The organism is Pseudoalteromonas holothuriae (genome assembly GCF_945859825.1).
Lineage (GTDB): Bacteria > Pseudomonadota > Gammaproteobacteria > Enterobacterales > Alteromonadaceae > Pseudoalteromonas > Pseudoalteromonas holothuriae.
The window spans coordinates 200978-223384 of sequence record NZ_CAMAPC010000007.1; the positions used below are offsets into that span (position 1 = coordinate 200978).

Here is a 22407-nt window from a genome sequence, read left to right on the forward strand (position 1 = left end):
TTAAATCTCCATTTCAATTATATTATCTGACTTAGCCACAGCTTCTAAAGCTGCTTGTTTGGCATTGGATAAGTCAATCATCTGGGCCTGCTCCCGAATGCTCGGATTGGCAAAAATATCGCGAACATTAAGCTCAACTTGAAACGCTACTCGTACTTGAGCAACCAATTTCACAACAAGAAGAGAATGACCACCGATTTCAAAAAAGTTGCTATCTATGCCGATGTGATCACTGCTTTGACTTAAAAGATCTGACCACATTTGTGCAAGTAGTTGCTCTGTAGGAGTTGTAGGGGTTACCAATGCTTCAACTGCAAAATCTGGCGCAGGTAAAGCGCGAGCATTTAGCTTACCGTTGATATTTAACGGCCATTCAGACACTTCAACCCATGCATCAGGATGCATGTACACAGGTAAATGCTGCTTACTTAACACCGTAAGTTCATCTAAATTGTTGAGACCATGCGTATGCTCAATGTAGGCCACTAGCATTTTTCTTCCCACAACATCCATATACATAACATGTGCTTGGGCTACACCTGTGAGTTGTCTCAGATGAGACTCGATATCAGCGAGCTCAACTCGAAAACCTCGTATCTGCACTTGCCTATCTTGTCGGCCAAAGTAAGTAAAGTCATGACCATCGAACACTACAGTGTCACCCGTATTGTAACAATGACTGCCATCATCCAAGACTATGAAGCGCTCTGCGTTTTGCTGCTCGTTACCAATATAACCAAGCGCCACAGACACACCTGAAATCCATAATTCGCCTTTACTGCCAATTGGTAGTAGCTGTTGGTGCAGGCCCACGACATAAGCACGGGTGTTAGCAAGCACTCTGCCAATTGGCGGTGTACAATTAGCACGGCTGTGTACACTGTATGTCGTGACTACATGTGTTTCTGTTGGGCCGTAATGATTCCAAAGTTGGCAATGTGGGTTGCGTTCTAAGAATACTCTAATCGCATCACTGAGCACGAGCTGTTCGCCTGCGACGATTACTTCCATTAGCGAAGTAATACTCTCTTTGTGCTCGAGGTATTGCTGAGCTATTATGTCAAAAACAGCAGGGGGCACGAATAAGCGTCTAACTTGATGCAACTCGATAAGTGCTTGGATGTCTACCAGCTCCTGCTTTTGCTGCTCTGTAATTAATAATAGACTCGCCCCAGTGTGCCATGCTGTTGCTAACTCTTGGATAGACACGTCAAAGGTAATAGGCGTAAATTGGAGGCCCAAATACGGCTGAGTAAGCCCACTTGTTTCAACCAAATTCACTATCGTTTGATGGGTTTGTATCACACCTTTAGGCAAGCCCGATGAACCAGAGGTAAACAACAAATATGCCGGATCTTTCGGCTCAATTAATATCTCGGGATTATGGCTATTAATATTATTTATAAGCTCAGAAGTCGTAATATCACGACCAGACCAATCCGCTATTGATATATCTTGAGCACATTCTTTTACCCAAAACCTGGCAGCCGAACAAGTTAAAATATGTCGGATGCGCGATTGCGGAAGCTGCATATCAATTGGTAAGTAAGTTGCGCCTGCTTTTAAAATACCAAGTAACAAGGCGATTTGTTCAACCCCTCTTGGTAGACTCATCGCAATTATATCGGCCTTGTTCACTCCTAGCGCTAATAGACTATGACTAATTTTGTTAGCAAGCTGATTTAACTCAAGATAAGAAAGTAACTCACCATTGGCACTTTTCAACGCCACCTGTGTTGGGGTTTCAATTGCCGTTTGTTCAACAAAACTATGGATCGTGCTATGTGATAGCAGCTGTGTAGGCCCCTCAAAGCCAGCTTTTAACTCAGCCTGTGTTTTGCCATCATATAAACTCAATTGCGCTAAGGCTAAACCTGTAATGTCGCCTTGCAATGTAAGCAAATTGTCAACCAGTTGCGAGAAGTCCGTAGACAGTTCATCGATGTAATTGCTGGAAAATAACGCTTCATCGTAAACCCAGTCTATATCCCAACCGCTTGCATGGTTTTCAACACGGATCTCTAAATCAAATTTTGCCGATTCAGCTTGTGCAATACGTTGCAAACTCATCGTTCCTGAACTGGCAGGTTCACTCGCTTCGATGAAATTCAGCATCAACTGAGCCAGCGGTGTAAATGCAGTACTGCGCGGTAAGTTAAGTTGTTCAACCAAGTATTCAAATGGCACTTGCTGATTACGTTGTGCGGCAATATTGCACGCTTTAATATGCGCAATGAACTCAGCAAAGCCATCAAACTCGGTACTACTTCTTAATATCAATGTATTGGTAAAGAAGCCCACTAAGTCAGCAACCGCTTGCTGCTCACGGTTTGCAATTGGCGTCAATAACAAAACATCATGATTATTGCTGTGTCGCGCTATCAACAAAGATACTAGTGCATGCGTCAGCATAAATTGCGTCACTTGTAATGACGAACACAGCGCAACTAAACCTGCTTTTTGCTCCGTATTAATAACCGAGCGTGTGATCGATGCTTTATTACATTTAACTTGTGGACGCTCAAACTGAATAGGCAAGCTATGTAACGGCGCTGCGTCAGCAAGATGCGCTAGCCAATACTCTACTTGCTGTAAATAAGCGTCACTTTGTTCAAAATCATTACGCCAACTTACATAATCCGAATAGCTTACAGGTAACGCTGGCAAATCAGCCGGGGTGGCATTTAATTGTGTGCCATACAGAACCTGCAACTCACGCTCCACAATGTGCATAGACCAGCCATCAAAACCGATATGATGTACATTGAAAATCAGCTTTCCAGATTGCGGTCCAGTTTTAACCAAGCTCACTCTGACAAGTGGACCCTTAGATAAATCAAATACATGAGTAAATTCACTTGCGAGCATATCACGCCATTGCGTTTCACACTCTGACGCTGATAGGCCAGACAGATCCACAACATTAAATATCAAATTCTGTTTTTTGTTTAGATACCACATAGGCTGTAAATCAACCATATGATAATTGGCTTGCAACGGCTCGTGGCGCTCAATCAATTCTTCCACGGCATGTTTTAGTAACTTAGGTTCAATCGCCGTATGATACTCATAGGCCGTGCACATATTGTATTCTGTAGACTGTTCGCTCAGCTGGGATAAAAACCACAGGCGTCTTTGCGTAGGTGCAAGAGGTCGATTTACATCATGCTGCAATGGCACAATATCTTGCGTCGGCTTACCACTGACTAGTACACGGTCAACTTCCTGAGCTTGTTGCTGAATGCTTTGCAACTCAAATAGTTGTGCTAAGCCAATATCTATACCCAGCTGCTTTTGGATCAAGCCATTCAACTTAACAGCTAATAAAGAGTTACCACCAAGGCTGAAAAAGCTTTGCTCAGCGTCCAGTACTTCACCTTGCATGCTTAAAAGGCTTTGCCAAATGTCGGAGATTACAAGCTCTGTCTTAGTCTCTGGTTTGACCGTAACACGTGCAATATTCCAAGATGGTAGATGTTGTTTATCAATTTTACCGTTAGGCAGTAATGGCCACTCATCAATGGTAACAATAACATTGGGCACCATATGTTTTGGTAAACAATCCGCTAAGTATGCTCTGACTTGCTGCTTGCAATCCAAAGCCTGCTCACTTGATACTTCAACGTAGGCAACCAAAATAGTTCGTGTTGAATCTTCCTCAACCTTGACTAAACATGCCTTTACCCAGTCTAATTGCAACAAATGAAACTCGATTTCACCAAGTTCTATCCTAAAGCCATTAACCTTAACTTGGTCATCAAGTCGCCCAAGATAAACAAGCTCTCCTTGTGCTGTATACTTAACTAAGTCACCTGTTTTGTACATCTTACTGCCTGGGTGATAAGGATTATCAAGGTAGTTTTTTGCAGTTAAGTCTGGCTGGTTCAAGTAGCCTAATGATACCCCTTCACCACTCAAGTACAGCTCACCGACACATCCAAAAGGCACTAGTTGCTGATTAACATCTAATACAAACGCTTGTGTCGAACTTATAGGTTTACCGATTAATGGGTTGCTGGCAACTTGCGAAGTCATACTATAGTAGGTCGAGTACGTTGTATCCTCAGACGGCCCGTAAAGGTTAACGACTCGCTGCACCGAGAATATATCTAATAAGCGATTAACCGTGTTCGCCTGCAGTGGTTCACCAGCTAAATTCACCGCTATTACTGACGCAGGTACGGCATGTTCTTGCAGTAGCGCATTAATACCAGATGGCACAGTATTAATTAGGCTAACTTCCAATACAGCGTTTTGTGGTTCTAGTAAACTCAGTATGTTGTCAACGACAACACAGGTCCCACCAGAAGAGAGCGGCAAAAAAATCTCAAAGATAGACAAGTCAAAATTCAACGACGTACTTGCCAACACCCTGCTCTTTTCTGCACAGCTAAAGTAGTCGTTAGCCCATGCCAGCATAGCTGATGCATTGCGGTGTGAAATCATCACGCCCTTGGGCTTACCCGTTGAGCCTGAGGTGTAGATGATGTATGCCAATTGCTCCACGTCATAAAGCACATCAAGCTCAGTACTTACAAGCTGCTCTGGAATTTGCTCAATATTAGCAACATTAAAATTGGCAAAGTCGAAGCTATGTTCAGTCGCCTGATCAACAAATAACAGTGCAGGCTTAACATCGGATAAAATATATTCTATACGTGCTTTTGGATAACTTGGGTCCAATGGCACATAAGCTGCCCCTGCTTTTAGAATCGCCAATATTGCTATAATAGTTTTTTCTGAACGACGCATACAGATACCGACAACATCGCCAGCTTTAACATTCTGCGAAATTAAATATGCACCTAGATTTGTTGCCTGTTGGTCTAATTGCGCATAGGTAAGTGTAATGTCACCGGCATGGACTGATTGCGCAGATGGGCTTTTCGCAACTTGAGATTCGAATAGCTGATGTAAACATAAAGGCGTTGATATATCACCACTTTGATTCAGTTCCGTGAGTAAATAATCAACTTCTGCGCTTGAGAGCATAGCCAATGAGGTGATGTCATCTACTGTGGTTGAACTAACTGCAACAAGTAAATTATGTAAATGCGTGTCAAGTTGCTCTATATAAGTGCTATCAAATAGCGCCGTATCAAACACCCAATGAATATTGAGCTGGCCTTGGCTTTGCACAACACTGATGTGTAAATCAAACTTGCTTTGCACTGGAAATACAGAGTCATGGCAAGGCGTTAGTTCAATGTGTGGAAGAGTCACATCTGCTTGCTCATTGGTATTCATATCTAACATGATTTGAAATACTGGAGACAAACTTTGACTACGAGTAATATCTAACGCATCGACAAGTTGCTCAAAAGGAACACCCTGATGTGCTTGGGCAGCAATATTGACCGCTTTAACATGACGAAAGAAGTCCTGTAAAGAACGGGTATTGGTATTTACCCTCAACACCAAAGTGTTAACAAATAAACCCACCAGATCTTTAGTTTGTTCGTGGCCACGATTCGCTGTAGGCGTCCCCACAATCACGTCACTGCTACCGCTATGGCGAGCAAGAAGTAAGCTAACCATTGCGTGCATTAGCATGAATATCGTCATATTGTTTTGCTGAGCGAAATCAGCCAATTGAGCGCTCAGCGCTTTCGTTATTGATGAGGTGATGCGCGCGCCTTGAGTTTTCTTTATGTCTGGCCTGTATCCTTTTAGTGGCAACCCATGAACGCTTGGTGCATCCGCCAATTGTGATTGCCAATAGCTGATCTGATCCGCTATTTGGCTTTGCTGCTCAGATGAGTTAATCCAGTGCGCATAATCCCCATAAGAAATCGACGTAGTAGGTAGTTGCTCAAAGATTTGCTCTTTCGTTGCTCCTTGACTCAAAAGCACATAGCACTCAGAAAACTCTTTGGTTAACAGCGCAACCGACCACCCATCTACGGCAATATGATGCATATTGAGAATGAGGCAGCCTCTTGCTGGTGTGTCAACTCCCGTTGATAACGTCACATAATATGCACGCAGCATAAGATCTGATGCCAGTTCAAAAGATAAAGTGGCAAGGTGTGCCAAGGTATCTTGTAAATCTAAAGGTGAATCAAGTGCTACAGGCTGCATCTGACAATGAACGTCAGACATTGGTATTACATGCTGCCTAACACCCTGCTCTACTTCTCGATATACAGTTCTAAGAACTGGATGTCTGGCAAAGATGATTTCCAAAGCGCTGGTAACGGCTGCTAGATCTAGCTCACCGCTCACGTCAAACGCCACAGGAATATTGTACGCCCCTTTTTGTTGCCCGAGTTTATCAATAAACCAAAGTCGCTGTTGTGCTGGAGAGACTTCATATCCATTAGCTTCGGGTGAAATTACTGGTATTGCAGACCAACTTTGTTGCTGAGCTGATGATAATAAAGATGCCATTGATGACAGTTCAGCATGATTGTACAGTTCACTAACTGATACTTCTAAGTGCAGATGCGCTTGGAGCAAGGCCGACAGGCTGATCATACTTAATGAATGGCCACCAAGCGCAAAAAAGTTGCTATCACGGCCTATATTCTGTACATCAATTTTTAAGACCTGGGCCCAATACTGTGCGACTTTACGCTCTAAGTCCGTCTGTGGCTTTGCTAAGTAAACCGCAGATTGCGCCTGTTGAGCACAAGGTAGACGCTTGGTATCTACTTTACCATTTTGGGTAATTGGTAACTCTACCAGCATAACATAATCATGTGGAACCATATAACTTGGTAGCGCAGATGCGATACCATGCTTGAGCATATCCAACCACTGCTTCGCAAAGTCATTCATTTTATATTGCGCTATAGTGCCGTTATCTGCGTCATCTAGCTCTAATGCAGGCTCAACCTGAGCTGCCAATTTAGGAACAATGTAAGCAACAAGCCTTGGCTCTGCAGCATCGGGGCGCTCTGCAACAACATACACTTGAGATACTTGCTGGAATTGTTCAATTCCTGCAGCAATTTCACCCAACTCAACCCTGAAACCACGAATTTTTAGTTGCTGATCATCACGTCCAATAAACTCAAGCAACCCTTGATTGTTGAAGCGAACCAAATCACCAGTACGATATAGTCGTTCACCGTTGTCGCTCAATCCGTTCACTTGCACAAACTTTTCATTGCTGAGTGCTTGTTGATGCAAATATCCTCTTGCGAGACCACCACCAACTAGTAACTCTCCTACAACACCTGATGGTTGCAGCTGTAAATCACCAGACATGACATATAAACTGTCTCCTTGTAAAGGCACACCGATTGGTAAAGGCTTATCACTGCCTTGAGATAGGGCTGGTACAGCGTAATATGTTGTGAATGTTGTGTTTTCAGTAGGACCATAACAATTAAAAACTTGCGCTTTAGGTATTACACTTTGCACTTGGTAAACACTTTGGGGCGAAACAATATCACCGCCAGATAACACCACTCTTAGTGCAAAAGACCGCTGATTATCTATCAATTCATTTGCCCAGCGTCGAAACAGTCCGGCAGTAATAAATGTGTGCGTCACTTGGTGTTCAATTAACACCTGATTTAGCAACATCAAATCCATATAAGGATGCGTATACAACACACAACGACCACCATTTAGCAATGCACCCCAAATCTCAAATGTCGCTGCGTCGAAGGCTAAACTACTTATTTGAACAGTGACCGTATCTTGATCCATTGCCAAAAATGGCTGATCGACTAAACGGATAACGCCAGCTTGCTCAATCATTACTCCTTTGGGTAACCCCGTTGTACCAGAGGTATAATTCACATACAGTAAATCACTCTGTTGGGCGTCAAAATCCATAACTCGCCCTGCAGGCATCGCTTTCAATTCGTCAAGATCGACTACTAAAATGTCGACTGCACGTTGTTCTGAGTAGGTCAGTAACAATGTGTCTAACTTGTCTTGCAAATCATGCTGAGTGAGCAAAACTGGACACTTACAGTCTTGTAGTAATTGGTTTAGACGCTGCGCTGACGTATCAACCGTAATCGGCACATAGGCACCACCGGCTTTAACTATGGCCAATATACTAATAACAAATTCAATAGTTCTTTGTTGATAAAGTGAAACTAGCGTTCCCTCGGCTAAGCGGGTATCGTGCTGGCCGTTGATGGCTTGACAAATTACACCTGCCAGTTTGTCAGACAAAGTATCTAGTTGTTGGTAAGTCAGTTGCATATGATCAGTAATAACAGCCAGCGAATCTGGACTGCTGAGTACTTGTCTATTAAACCTTGTCTGAATCGAATCCTGTTCTGACAACATGGGCGGCGTATTACCCCAAGCCGTGAGTTGATGAATCTCTTCGCTGCTCAGCATGACAATTTCTGCGATAGCCATCTCTGGAGTAGCCAAAACCTGCTCTAGCACCTTAAGTACATGCGTGCTCATTTGTATCACATGCTTTTGCGCAAAAAGATCCGCATCAAATAACCAGTTCCAAGTAATACCACGCTCGTCTAAAGCGATATCAATAGATAAGTCGAACTTTGCGACTGCTTCCGACTCATCTAGCTGCTTAAAGTGTATATCGCCCACTTGCTGACTTTGACTCTCACCACGCATTGTCATCATAATTTGAAAAACAGGCGTATAGTGAGCGGAGCGCGGTACCTTGCAATGCTCAACCACTTGCTCAAAAGGAATATCTTGGTTTTCTTGTGCAGCACCATTGACCGCTTTGACGTGCGCAGTATACTCAGAGAATGTCTGACAACCAGACAGGTTAGTGCGCAGTGCCACCGTATTCACAAATAAGCCAATTAATAACATGAGATCAGGATGACGACGACCAGCCACAGGAGTACCAATTAACACTTCTTGACTGTTACTATGGCGTGCAAGCACATAGCTCAACACACTGTGTAAAAATACAAATTCAGTCACCCCTAAACGCTCAGCAACCAAGGCTAAGGTGTTTTTTGTAGATAGAGGTAAAGTTACGCTATGGCAATGCGCTTGATGCGACTTCACCTGCGGTCTTGGGAAATCTAATGTAATACCATGTACAGCAGGCGCATCAGCCAACTGTGTGTGCCAATAAGTCAACTGCTTCGCAGCTCGCGCTTGGCTTATCCATTGCTTTTGCCATTGTACAAAGTCGCTGTACTGTAACTTTAACGGTGGCAAAGCCTGAATTTCAGCACTGAGTAACCGCTCATAGTGGGCTACAAACTCTTTAAACATAATATCTACAGACAATCCGTCTGAAATAATATGGTGCATGTTGAAAAGCAAAATGCCTTGTTGTGCAGTTAAACGACAAAAATCACATTTAAACAACGGCGCACTTTGCAGCTCAAAGTGAATGCTCTTATTAGATCGTTCTAGCAGCTCAAGCTGGTTTTGTTGCTCTGCTGGTTCAAGGCTCATTAAGTTATGCTCTGTGATAACTGGCACTAGCGACTTTAATACATGCACTTGTAGGCCTGTTTCAGTTTTCATAAACTGACTTCTTAACACGCTATGCCTTTGCACCAATTGGTGCAAAGCAGCGCTTGCCACCTCAATATTGAATGGCCCTGTGACGGCAAACTTTGATGCCATGTTATACAATGGCTGCACCGTTAACTGATCCAAAAACCACATCCGCTGCTGCGCAAATGACGGTTCAGGCAACACGGTACTTTTAGTAATCACAAGTGCCTCATGGCTGTGACTTTGTAAGGCTAATAACTCTAAGCAATGCTCAATTGTTGGTCTGTCATAAAAAGCCGCAACACTTATCTCTTTGCCATATGCTTTGAATACTTCAGACACAAACTGCACTGCTTGCAAAGAGTTGCCACCCAAAGCAAAGAAGTTGTGTTTAATGCTGATCTCAGTTTCTGATCGGCCAAGTAAATTGGCCCACAAATTCGACAGCATGCAAGCCTGTGCTGTATTCGCGGCGATAAATTCATCATCCTCAGGTACAGTATGCTGATGGGCAACTAATTGCTCATAGTTATCAACTAATAACCTTAGCTCAGTGTCAGTTTTGAGTAACGATTGCTGCAACAACATATTGGTACGTTGTGCTAACTGCTCGATCGTACCTTGATCAAAAATTGTCGCGTCATAAGTCCATTGCCAATACATGTGCTGGCTATTTGCTGAAATATCTAAACTCAAATCGAATTTAGCTGCTTCCTCTTGTGGTAACGTCACCTCTGCATCTATGCCCCACAAATTCAAATTCGACAATGGCACATCATTCATCGTAAAAAGAATTTGAAATAAAGGTGTGTATAACGACGAACGACTAACCTGACAAAGGTCTAGGAGGCGATCAAACGGTAAATCTTGATGGCTCAACGCATCAATATTGACCCCTTTCACGTCATTTAAATACTCTGCAAATGTGTTACATCCTTTAGTTGTTGTTCGCAACGCAAGTGTATTAACAAATAAACCAATTTGATCATTCAACGCAGTCCATTTTCGGCCAGAAACAGGGGTGCCAATAACGATATCATCAACTTTGCTTACTTCGATTAAGGCAAGGCTAAACACTGCGTGACACCACATAAATGGCGTCACGCCAAGCTCTTTTGCTTTTTCATTTAGTTTGTCGTACAAACTGGCCGAGCCAACTACTTGCAGTGATTTTGCAATTGACACGTTTTGACTATCTCGCTCAGCGCTTAGCGGCAATCTATGCACACTGGGTGCATTTTCAAGAGCATCCTGCCAATAACGAGTTTGCTGGTTGTACTGTTCACTACCTATCCAGTTTTGCTGCCAATTTGCATAGTCAACATACTGTAGATCAAGCGGTACGAACTGTGACTGCTTACCCTGTGCATACGCTGAGTAATACTCAGAGAACTCGCGCAAGAAAATACCGATAGAGTGCCCATCTGCGGCAATATGATGCACATTAAAAAGTAATACCCCTTGAGATTGCCCAACAGAGATAAAACAACTGTTGATCATTAAATCTTGGCTTAAGTCGAAGCGACGAGCAAAAAATTGTGCTTGTGATGCTGTTAGTACATCACATTGCTCCACAACTGGTACATCCGTTAAATCAATAAAGTCAAATGTGTATTGCTGTATATGCTGTATACACTGAACAAGCCTTTCTTTATCTTGCAAATACGTGGTTCTCAATATTTCATGCTTATTTATGACATCAAGCATGGCATGTTGTGCAGCTTCAAGATTAAATTCGCCATAAAGTTTAAAGCCCACTGACATGCTATATTCATTACTGTCAGGTCGCATTTTATGTAAAAACCACAATCGTTGTTGAGCAAAAGACACACTAAAATACTGCTCATCGTCGCTTCTAGTAACAGCTACAAGTTCACTCTTGTCATCTGTTGCGCATAAATTCTCAGCACACGAGCGAATCGTTGGCGTCGCATAAAAAGTGCTCATATCCAACGTCATATTAAGTGTGTCTTGTATGCCTGACAGCAGTTGAATCGCTAGTAATGAATGACCACCTAGTTGAAAGAAATTATCTTCAATCCCCAAGTCATGCGCTGGTAAATTTAAAGTTTTTGCCCAAATATCTACCAATGATTGCTGAAGTAGGTTTTGAGGTGCCACATGCTGGGGCTTGTTTGCAATCATGGCTGGCATAAAATCTGCTGCTTCAAACTGACTGATACTTTGCCAGTTTTCAACCAACGAACCATCAAGAACCGAATTAAGTAATGCGATAAACTCGTTGGCATAGCGTTCTATACGTGATTGTGTGAATAACGCACAATCATACAACCACTCTATTTCAGCTTGTTCATTTTCTAAACGTAGAGTGACTTCAAGATCAAATTTAGATATACGTGTATTCGCAGTCATCGATGTTAGACTTGCATCACTTAGCTCTATACTTTGCGTCGAAGGTTGCTCTAATAAAAATAGAATTTGGAATAATGGCGTATAAGCGGGGTTACGCGTAGCATTTGACTGCTCAATCACTTGCTCAAACGGGGCACCTTGATTGGCCTGCGCTTTTAAATTCACCTCTTTAATATGATGCAAGTAATCTTTAAATGATGATTGAGCAGATGAATTTTTTAATATTAGTGTATTTGCGAAGAAGCCAATAATGTCATGAAGTTCGCTCTGTGTGCGATTGGCAATAACAGTACCGATAGCTACTTTTTTAGAATTACTTTGCACTGAAATATACAGCGCAAATAGACCTTGGAAGAACATAAAAGGCGTCATTGTATGTGATTGGGCATAATCACACAGCGCTTTGAATTGTGTTTGGTGTAACCTAGTACTGATTGCCTGCCCTACATTTTGCTTAACATTAGGGCGCTCAAAATCAAGCTCTAAACTATGTGTGTCTGGCAAATCGACAAGTTGCTGTTGCCAGTAATCTAGCTGCGCTTTATATTCCCGCGACTTGGTCCAAGTCGTTTGCTCCCAATACGCATAGTCCGCGTATTGCACACCCGCTGGTAATCCAACTAGCTGTTCACCTTGGATGAAACCATTGTAAAAGTCAGTGAATGCACGCATCAGCAATGCTTCTGACCAACCATCAAAAGCAATATGATGAACTACCAGCACTAAAACTTGATGATTTGCTTCACCCTTTAAATAACTAGCCCTAAGCATTAGATCTGAGCTCAAATTAAATGGTTCTGCACTTTGCTGAGTAATGATTTGTTCTATCTGTGAATCACTCAGTGCCGATGCTACTCCATATTCTGCTATTTTGAATGCCGCAGATTCCCTCACAACGGGGACTATTTTTCCGCCTTGCTCTGTAATAGTGGTACGTAAGGCTGGCTGTTGCATGATGACTTGCTGCAGTGCAAACTCCGCAGCGAGGATATTAAAATGTCCTTTAATATCAAAGGCAATTGGCATGTTATATTGTACAGTGCCCATTAGGCGATCGATGAACCAAATACGTTGCTGAGCAAAGGAAGCCTGTTGCTCTGCACTGTTATTTCTAACTGAAATCACCATACCCTTTTGATAATTAGGCAATTCTTTAATTTTCTGCGCTAACAGTTCTACACTAGAATATTCAAAAACATACTGTAGTGAAACGTCAACATCCAAGCGCTTAGAAATATCAGCAGCTACCTTCATAGCAGCTAAAGAATGCCCACCTACTTCAAAGAAATTAGCTGTAATACACACTTGCTCTTGGGCAACACCTAGCACTGTAGCGAAACAGACTTGCACTTCATGTTCCAAGAATGTGCTCGGTGCAACGTACTGTGAGGTAACCTCAGCCTGATTTGGTACAGGTAGTGCTTTTTTGTCAACTTTGCCACTGGTGTTAAGTGGCCAATGCGGCAAGAAGAAAAAGACATTTGGGATCATATAATCAGGCAGAGTCAGTGCAAGCTCACTTCTCACCGCCTGTTCAATTTGTACGGCCTCTGGTTCAGCGGTAACAACGTAAGCAATAAGTTGCTGTACCCCTTGAGCCGTGTTGTACACTCTAACCAACGCCGCTTTAACTTGTGCTAATGCCTGTAAAGATTGTTCTATTTCACCTAGTTCAATACGATAGCCACGAAGTTTAATTTGATCGTCCTTTCTCCCCAGAATATCAATTTCACCGTCTTCGATGACACGTGCAATATCACCAGTAAGATATATTTTTTGTTCGTTTAAAAACGTACCTGCAATAAAGCTTTCTGCAGTTTTCTTTGCCATGTTCAAATAGCCATCTGCCAATGCTTGGCCGGCCAGTGCAATTTCACCGCGTACAAAGGGTGGTTGTAATTGACCATTTCTATCAATAACAAACGCTTTGACATTCTCCATACCATGACCAATATTTACGCGCTGTTGAGGGTTGTAGTTTTGCCATGTAGCATAAACACTAGCCTCTGTGGGGCCATACAAGTTAACGATTTGACACTGCTCACCAAAGTACGCCTGTGCTTGTCGTGCGGTCTCGGTCGGTAATGCTTCCCCTGCCAACATCAATTTTTGTAATTTGCTTTGGCTTTGCGCTGTACGAGCTTGCAGTAAGATCATACTTAACCGTGACGGTGTTGCTTGTAACATGGCATAGTCTTGGCTATTTAAAATACCAGCAACACCTTCACCTTGCATCGTTTGCTGCTTATCAATTAGCTGTATGCTAGCTCCAGCTAGAAGAGGTACTAACGTTTCGCCAAAGTACACATCAAAAGCGATTCCAGTAAGTGAAAGTACTTTGTCCTGCGGCTGTATTTTTGCGACCTCAGCGAATGTACGACAAAAACTCATACAAGCAGCATGGCTAATCATGACCCCTTTAGGCTTTCCTGTTGACCCTGAGGTGAACAAAATATAGAGCAGATCTTGAGGCGCATTATTTCTCTGTGGAGCTTGCAATACCTTATTTAGATTCTGTTTCACTACAGAGAGTGGCCAAAATTCGACGCCACTTGGTACCTCTAACGTACGGTCACTCATCACAATCTTGGCGTCACATTCTTGCACTATTTGCTCCGCTCTCGAAGGCGGACTCACAGCATCTACTGGCACATAAACCACATTTGCTTTCCAACAAGCTAGCATAGCGGCTATGAGTGTTATCGAATTAGGAAGATAAATTACAACGGCCTGTTGCGACACGTAGTTTTCACTAGACACTATTTGCTGCGCAATTTGATTAGCGTAAGTATCAAGCATCTTATAGGTGATTAACTCGTTATCTTGTTCAAGTGCAATATGATCGGCAAATTTCTTGGCTGCTAATTCAAAGTGATCGATTACAGAGCCGTTCCAACTCGGTTCAATATACCTTGGGTTAATTTGACTTATTAAAGTATGCTGTGAACCTTTGTCTAACAAACCGATCTCATTTAGCTTCCTAACTGGCTGCCCGAAGAGATTTTCAACAATGAAACTAAAATTACTTAGTAGCGTGGTAACAAGCGTGTCGTTAAACTGACTTTGGTCGTAATTAAATTCTAGTTTGTACTGTTCAAATAACTGAGCAGTTGCAGACATTGGGTAGTGATTCAACTCCCAGTTATCAACTTTGCTTAGTTCAAGACCTGTATTTCTTAAAACAACCTGCTCATCAAGTGGATAGTTTTCTACCGTAAATAAAGTATCAAATAGTGCAGATTCACTGCAGATCCCATTTGCTCTCATCAACTTATTCAGATCTACAGGCTGATTAGACAGCGCACCATTTACGCATGTTTGTACATAAGCGAAGTAATCTGCCAATGATTCAGTACTCGAAATATTTAAACGCAATGGTACAGTTTGCACTCCCATCGTGATCACAGCAGACAATTCAGTGGGTAGATTAACTCTGTTGCTGACCGCTGTGCCGAAACAAACATCATCTGAGTTGTTGTAACCCCTCAACAACAAACCCCAACAACCAAACAAGATTGTTGACGGCGTTACTTTGAAAAGGCACGCTAACTCGTCGATTTTTTGCTTGTTTAACGCACAAGTTTGTGAGGTGTAACCTGTTACAGATCCTGTATTCACTCCCCTGATAGAAAGTCGATTTTCTTCTGGTAAATCTGCAACGACTTGGTTCCAATACTCTACGCTATTGGGATTATTTAATGCTGCCAGCTCATGCTTTCTGTACTTTTCAAGTAGGTCAGTATGCAATTTTGTTGTCTTTCTACTTGAACCAGTTAAAGCTTCATAATAAAAGTCAAACAGAGATTCCAATAGTAAAGCATTACTCCAACCATCTAAGATAATATGGTGGTTACAAACGAGCAGTTCATATTGATTAGCACCGAGCTTGATAAGTGAGAAACGAATACAGTTTTGTCGAATATCGAAAGCTGCTGCACGATCACTTTTTACAATTTCATTTGCTTGTCGTGCTTGTTCTCTTTGTGTCTCAGTACTTAAATCAAAAATAGAACAGGGAATATCTATATTTTTTACAATGACCTGAACAGGCTCTTTGATCCGCTCCCAGCGGAAAACACTTCTCAACGTTTGATGTGTTTTAACAAGTTGCTTGATTGCATGTTGCAATGCATCTTGTGATAAATCACCAACTAAACTAAGTCTTAGATGTGCAGAATAAACACTATTACCTTCGCTTCGAATTGATTCGATCAACATTCCTTTTTGTACAGAGGTCAATCCAAGTATTTGTTCGATATTTTTCTGCACAATCATTTTCCTTACAATCAGAATGCAAAACAACAAAATCAAAACAAACTTACCATCAAAAAATAACAAAATCCACAAAGTACAAAAAAAACATCAATAAATACAAAAGACTAAATACAATTACCCAACCAAACCACAGCGATTGAAAAAACAAAAATAGCAACAAACATCATTCAAATGTTAAATAAAAGGTGCAATAAAAAACCAAGGTGAGTTTAAAATTCAACCAATCGTTACGTAATTGCTACATTGATAACAAGCTGAAACATTCGCTTGTTCAGTAAGGAAATAGAGCTTTTAATCTAGACTCAAACATTGTGCTTTGGCTGTTTACCGAAGAGTGAAAATTTACTTATAACAGGGTCAAACGTCGAAAAATCAAGACTGCTTTTCAATTGAATAAACATTTATATTTGCTAACCGTTCATAACTTCATCAAGTGTGATTGTCATCCTAACTTCGATAACATTATTTCTTTAATCGGAATAACCGATTCGTATTGACATCACAGTTTATTTTAAATAATGCAATACAATAAAAGCGTATTTCTAGTTCAAATCAAGTTGAATAAAACCTCAGGAGACACGATACACTCTTGGAAAATGAACACAGATTCTTAAGCAACATGATTATATTATGACTGTATCTTTATATTGAGCCACCCAAAGTGCGTTTTTTGCTAGCTCAAATAAAACCGCTAGACTCTGTTATCAATGTAATAACAAAGCAAATATTCAAAAATTATTAAATTCAAAAATGATTTATACTGTTTGGAATAAACAATAACCAATTGCAATATGCAGAAGTACGTAACAACAAATAACTTTTTGTTGATGCATAGTGTTTGATAGTGATGTGTGAAAACAAACCTAATTCCGTTGTCTTATTCACCTAAATACTCTGGTTAATAATTATCAGGATGATAAGACAGTCAAAAGAGAAGACTACGCTAAGTGTTAAACCATACCCTACACTCGCCCTCAAAAAAGTATGCCCATTTAATGGATTACGTATAAAAGTTCGTTGTTTTGATCGATGATCACCTTGATAAGTGGGGTTACAGGTTGCATTGATCTGAAGTAATGCGAATAGCCAAACGCTATCCGGATTACTTCAAGTGTAAGAAATATTAGCGGTTTTGGGATGTATTGCTCATCATGTGATATGTAAAGAGAACAACCTAAGATTAATATTTATTATGCAATGTGACAGTCTATCACGATGACAAACAACCATTTACTATAAGAGAACTTGCAGTTTCAAGTGCTTATACTTTGTAAAACATTTCAATTAGGTTCGAATGAGATACCTCTGGCCCTTGGAAATCATATTTGGCTCTATTTCCTGAGCGGTTGATAGACAATTCTGAAAAATTAAATAAGCCTTTGTCCGCTAGTTGAGAGGGGCTTACATTTTGAATGCTGTTAAAAATACTTTCCACGCGTCCTGAATTAGTTTTATCCCAATCGGTAAGCATTCCTTTTATTACCTTTCGCTGTAGGTTTTCCTGTGAGCCACATAAGTTACATGGAATTATTGGGAATTGACAGACTTCTGCATATTGTTCGATATCCTTTTCACGACAGTAAATCAATGGTCTAATAACAATGTTTCGTTTATCATCACTCAGCAACTTTGGTGGCATTGACTTGATTTTACCATTGTTGAACATATTCATTAAAAGTGTTTCGACAGCATCGTCCATGTGATGGCCCAGAGCAATCTTTGTTGCATTTATCTCTTCGGCAAAGGTATACAACGAGCCTCTGCGAAGTCTAGAGCAAAGTGAGCAAGTCGTTTTACCCTCTGGAACTTTTTCTTTCACAATTGAATAGGTGTCTTTATCTATAATGTAGTAGTCGATCCCTTTTTTTTCTAAATATTCAGGAAGAATATGATCAGGAAAGCCAGGTTGTTTTTGATCTAGGTTAACAGCAACCACATCAAAATTGATCGGAGCAACACGTTTAAGGTGCAGTAGAATATCCAGCATCACAAAACTGTCTTTGCCACCGGATATAGCCGCCATCACTCTGTCACCTTCTTCAATCATATCAAAGTCTATTACAGCTTTGCCTGTTAGGCCTCGTAAGCGTTTTTGAAGTTTCAGTTGGTTGTTAGGTAGTTCAGTGGTCATCTAATGAAAATCCTATGCTCCTATAAAAGAGCAATTATTACTTTAAAGTCGTTACAGCCACAATTCGGCGCTATGTAGCATCTAACATCTAATTAAGCGCTATATTTTACAAAAATAAACCTTTTTATAAAACTACTATTTCTTCCTTCTAGCATAGTTTAGAGTTGGACTTTCAATGGTTTTCATTATCTGCTCACATAATCAATAGCTTAAAATAACTAGAAAAGTGTAACCTATGAAATTACCAAACAAGGAAACAATCTAATAATTTATAAAGGCCTTAACCTTTTTATCCAGCTATAACAAGGTAGTTTATTGAATATAAGGAAAAAATGCATTTGCAATGTTATATATAGGTGAACGTGCAGAGTATGAATTTAGTGAGGCAGTGATATCACCAATCAATATCGACGAATCATTATTTATTGATGTTACCAACGTCTAAACGCCAATTTTTGTAGCACTTGCTAAACAATTAAGAACCTCAATATTCCCAAGCTTAATGTGATAACTAAGCTTGGGAGCCATTTACTTTTCAATCCAAGGTGTCACCTGCTCAATTTGTATGTTGGCATGATGACTTAACAATGTCTCATTCTGAGCTTGCCAAGACTCGCTTACCTCAAACGTACATATATTTTCACTACACTGAATTTGCTCATTAACAAAATTAATTGGGGCATTAAACACAACCTTCACCCCTTTTTGTTCTGGTAATAAAAAGCCCATTAATTTGCTAACAAAAAAGCCAGACAAATCAGATAGCAACTCGTCAAACTCGATGTGAAGCTGATATAAATCAGCGGTATTCAGGTTTTCAACACTAAAGTGTTCGGCCTCAATCTGAAACTTAAGTTGGCAGTCATGTTTAGGGTTTTTCGGCTCAATTACGACAATTGCCTTGTCTTTATCTAATTGCTTATCATAAGGCAGTAACAGTTGCGCGTCAGGTGTGAAAGTTAATGGAGCGCTGGAGTTTTCAGTAATAATCTCACCCTTAGCAATTTGGCAAGGTGCTAGGGTTGCAATATCAACCACATAAAAATTAACACGCGCAAACTCAAAGTTGCCTTTTTCGAGTACTTTTAAACGATCGAAAAACCCATCGTAAGATACCACAAATTCTTTAGCACTGACTGTGCCAAACAGACTCAGTAATACTGATACCAAAACAATACTCTTAGTTAGCATCAAAGTAGTCCTTGTTATGACGTATCATGTCGTTAAGTTCTTCCACATAAGCATCTCCGCGTTCGGAATATGCAATAAGCCCTTGTGTTAGGACTGTCGCTTCAATCGGCAGTTTTTGTGCTCTTAACTGCGCTCGTTTTTCGCGTAGTTGGCTGTATGCATCATGTGTATTAATATTTCGAAAATAAGACTTAACTGCCGCTCGTACAGATTTAAACGCAGCAACTTCGTGAGCGGCATCAGAGTCTCTGTGTTTTGGCACCATACCGCACCCTTTTTTATAGCACCATTGACCGAAAAAATTCAGACCAATACGTGCAAAACGAGATGTGCCCCAAGCTGACTCATTGGCAGCTTGCATCAACGCGAGTTCTTTTGGAATAATATCAACATGCATTAATGCTTCCTGCAAAGACGCAACAGATAATGTGCTGCTGTCTAAGCGATAATAGTTAAAAATTGTATTTATTTTTCTTAGCTGGGCTTTCGTTAAATTGTCATCAACCTGTAACATCATCAACGCAATTTCCAAAGTAGCACGATGCTGTTTTATTGACTTATTTTCTGCCACAACATGGGGCTTTATAAAATCAAAAAAACGCTTTTTCTTTTCTTTAACATCATTAATACTGGCAAACGCTGGTAGCTTTACATTATGAAGTGGCTTTTCAACCACTTTTAACTTGGTTGGTTGCTTATGCTGTACATCACCTTGTGAGGTTTGCCCTGATGTCGGTTGATATACAAAGGGATAGCTTAGCGCCCATATAGATACTAATAATATAACTAATTTGATAATTCTGATTTGCATGCATTTCCTCTTGGGTTATGTACCAGTCAGCTCCATTGTTAGACTATATGTTACCGAGCCAGCTTGCTAGTATCGGTATACAAGCACACAACGCTATATTTTTACGTATAAATTAACGATAGATTATACTTAAACTGATAATTAAACGCGAATTTCTGTTAATTTCACAAGTGAAAGTATAGGTCAGTTCAATACGGAGCAACAATGCAAACAGTTTGGCAACAACGCTTATCTCAGCAACATAAACACCGTCCAAATGACAATCGGTCGCCATGGCAAGTTGACCGTTCAAGAATTATTCATGCTGCCGCGTTTCGTCGCTTACAAGCTAAAACACAGATTATGAGTATCGGTGTTAACGACTTTTATCGAACCCGCTTAACACACTCACTGGAAGTCTCGCAAATAGGTAGTGGCTTGCTAAGGCATTTAAAAATCCAAAACCCAGAGTTTTTGCACTTTCCATCGACTAGCCTGATAGAAACGTTATGTTTAGCACATGATATAGGCCACCCTCCCTTTGGCCATGGAGGAGAAACAGCACTCAATTATCTAATGAAAGATAACGGGGGCTTTGAGGGCAATGCACAAACGTTAAGAATCGTCTCAAAACTCGAACCTTACAGTAAAGGGTTTGGCATGAACTTAACCCGCCGCACATTATTAGGGTTTGTTAAGTACCCTGGCATTATTGACACAATGTGGTTTAACAAACCCATACACGACACAAATCAACGTTTTATTAAAGCAAATGATTGGCTGCCAGTAAAAGGGGTTTATCGGTGCGATCAAGACGTATTTGATTGGATTATTTCGCCCTTTTCTGCAACTGACCAATCTTTATTACAACAGCATCAAGCTATTGACAAGTATCGTTGCAAAACACAATTTAAGTCTTTGGATTGCGCAATCATGGAGTTAGCAGATGATATTGCCTATGCTGTGCATGATTTAGAAGATGCAATAGCAACTGATACTCTAACCCATGCTGATTGGACACAGTATGCTGAACCTAAACTAGCTGCACTTTGCTCTCCTTGGCTCAAGCAAAATTTACCACAGCTTACACAGCGACTTTTCTCAAGAGATGAAGCTTTACGTAAAGATGCCATTGGTGAATTAGTGAACTTATTTATCGTCCACAGTGCCTTAGCAACTCAAAGCCCTGACTTTGAATCTCCATTACTAAGATACAGTGTTACATTAGAGGCTGAGTTTGCTCAAATACTGAGCATTTTAAAAGTGTTTGTGTTTGAGCGCCTGATAAGAGAACCAAAAATGCAGCAAATTGAGTTTAGTGGGCAAAACCTTCTCATTGACTTATTTCGGGCATTGGCCAGCGATCCAATGAGGCTACTGCCTTATACAGCACAAGAACAATATCAACTTGCTCAGACTGAAAACATGCAGATGCGCATTCTAGCAGATTATTTAAGCGCAATGACAGATGAGCATGCACGCAGAACTCACAAACGATTGTTTGCAAGTGAATAAAAGCAAAACGCCAAGTAATATAACTTGGCGTTTTATAATACAGCTGATGAGCTAATAATTTCGCACTAGGTGCATAAAATTATATCGCTGTCTTGCCATACTGTTTAACAAACTCAGTAACGGGTATGTTATTACAACGTAGGCTACGTGCTTTATGACCATGTAACGCAATACTTGCTAAGCCATTTTTAGCCGCTTTAATACAAAGCTCCGTCTCTGCAGACGACGTTTTTGCAACCAATGCTATTTTCTTTTCAACAGACTCTACAGCCACGTTGTTAGCTTGTTGCGCCATTTCACGAATATCTTGACCATTACAAGTTAATGATTGTGAAAAACGTGAGATAAAAATGCCATGCTTTTTCGCTTGTGTACGCGCAGCGCTGAGTCCGTGTTGGGCTGCAATAACACAAATCTTAGATTCTGCTGATGCATTACTAGGCATATATTCAACCTGCGCAGAAACAGAAGTAACAGTAGAGAGTGCAACAACTAGTGATAATAACTTAAACATAATATACCCAATTTGAACGAATTTGCGCGCATTATATAACCAGTTTTTTTATTGTAAATGATTAAAACCCCCTAAAAAGCTCATTTAATAGACTATTTACATCTATGTAAAATATTCATCGTGCCACGCTAACAACTGTTCATAGTTTTACAATATCTGCTTTATAATTAACCTACTTTGCTATCTGCCAAAAAGCGAAAAACTGTCCATAAA

At 40.8% G+C, this 22407-nt stretch carries 6 protein-coding genes; 1 reads left to right on the forward strand and 5 read right to left on the reverse strand.

The window, feature by feature from the left end:
* From OCI93_RS11365 to OCI93_RS11380, 4 genes are all read right to left on the reverse strand, one after another.
* Complete coding sequence (locus tag OCI93_RS11365) at nucleotides 1–16047, reverse strand: non-ribosomal peptide synthetase (protein ID WP_261626448.1); 16047 nt, start codon at nucleotides 16045–16047, stop codon at nucleotides 1–3.
* 1267 nt (nucleotides 16048–17314) lie between these two features.
* A complete protein-coding gene (gene ttcA, locus OCI93_RS11370; RefSeq protein WP_261592906.1) occupies nucleotides 17315–18184 on the reverse strand; it encodes a tRNA 2-thiocytidine(32) synthetase TtcA in 870 nt (289 codons plus the stop codon).
* 528 nt (nucleotides 18185–18712) lie between these two features.
* Nucleotides 18713–19375, reverse strand: a complete 663-nt coding sequence (locus tag OCI93_RS11375) for a DUF2987 domain-containing protein (protein WP_261592905.1) — start codon at nucleotides 19373–19375, stop codon at nucleotides 18713–18715.
* Nucleotides 19365–20186 (reverse strand): glucosaminidase domain-containing protein, encoded by an 822-nt coding sequence (locus OCI93_RS11380; protein ID WP_261592903.1) that lies wholly within the window; start codon nucleotides 20184–20186, stop codon nucleotides 19365–19367. The genes OCI93_RS11375 and OCI93_RS11380 overlap by 11 nt, the downstream gene beginning before the upstream one ends.
* 204 nt (nucleotides 20187–20390) lie before the next feature.
* On the opposite strand from OCI93_RS11380, the gene OCI93_RS11385 reads away from it, so the two are divergent.
* On the forward strand, nucleotides 20391–21680 hold the full coding sequence (locus OCI93_RS11385; protein ID WP_261592901.1) for an anti-phage deoxyguanosine triphosphatase: 1290 nt from the start codon (nucleotides 20391–20393) through the stop codon (nucleotides 21678–21680).
* Nucleotides 21681–21759: 79 nt separating this feature from the next.
* Here the strand turns inward: OCI93_RS11385 and OCI93_RS11390 are convergent, their stop codons facing one another.
* Entirely contained in the window at nucleotides 21760–22194 is a 435-nt protein-coding gene (locus OCI93_RS11390; protein WP_261592899.1) for an exonuclease III, read from the reverse strand.
* Nucleotides 22195–22407 lie beyond the last annotated feature (213 nt).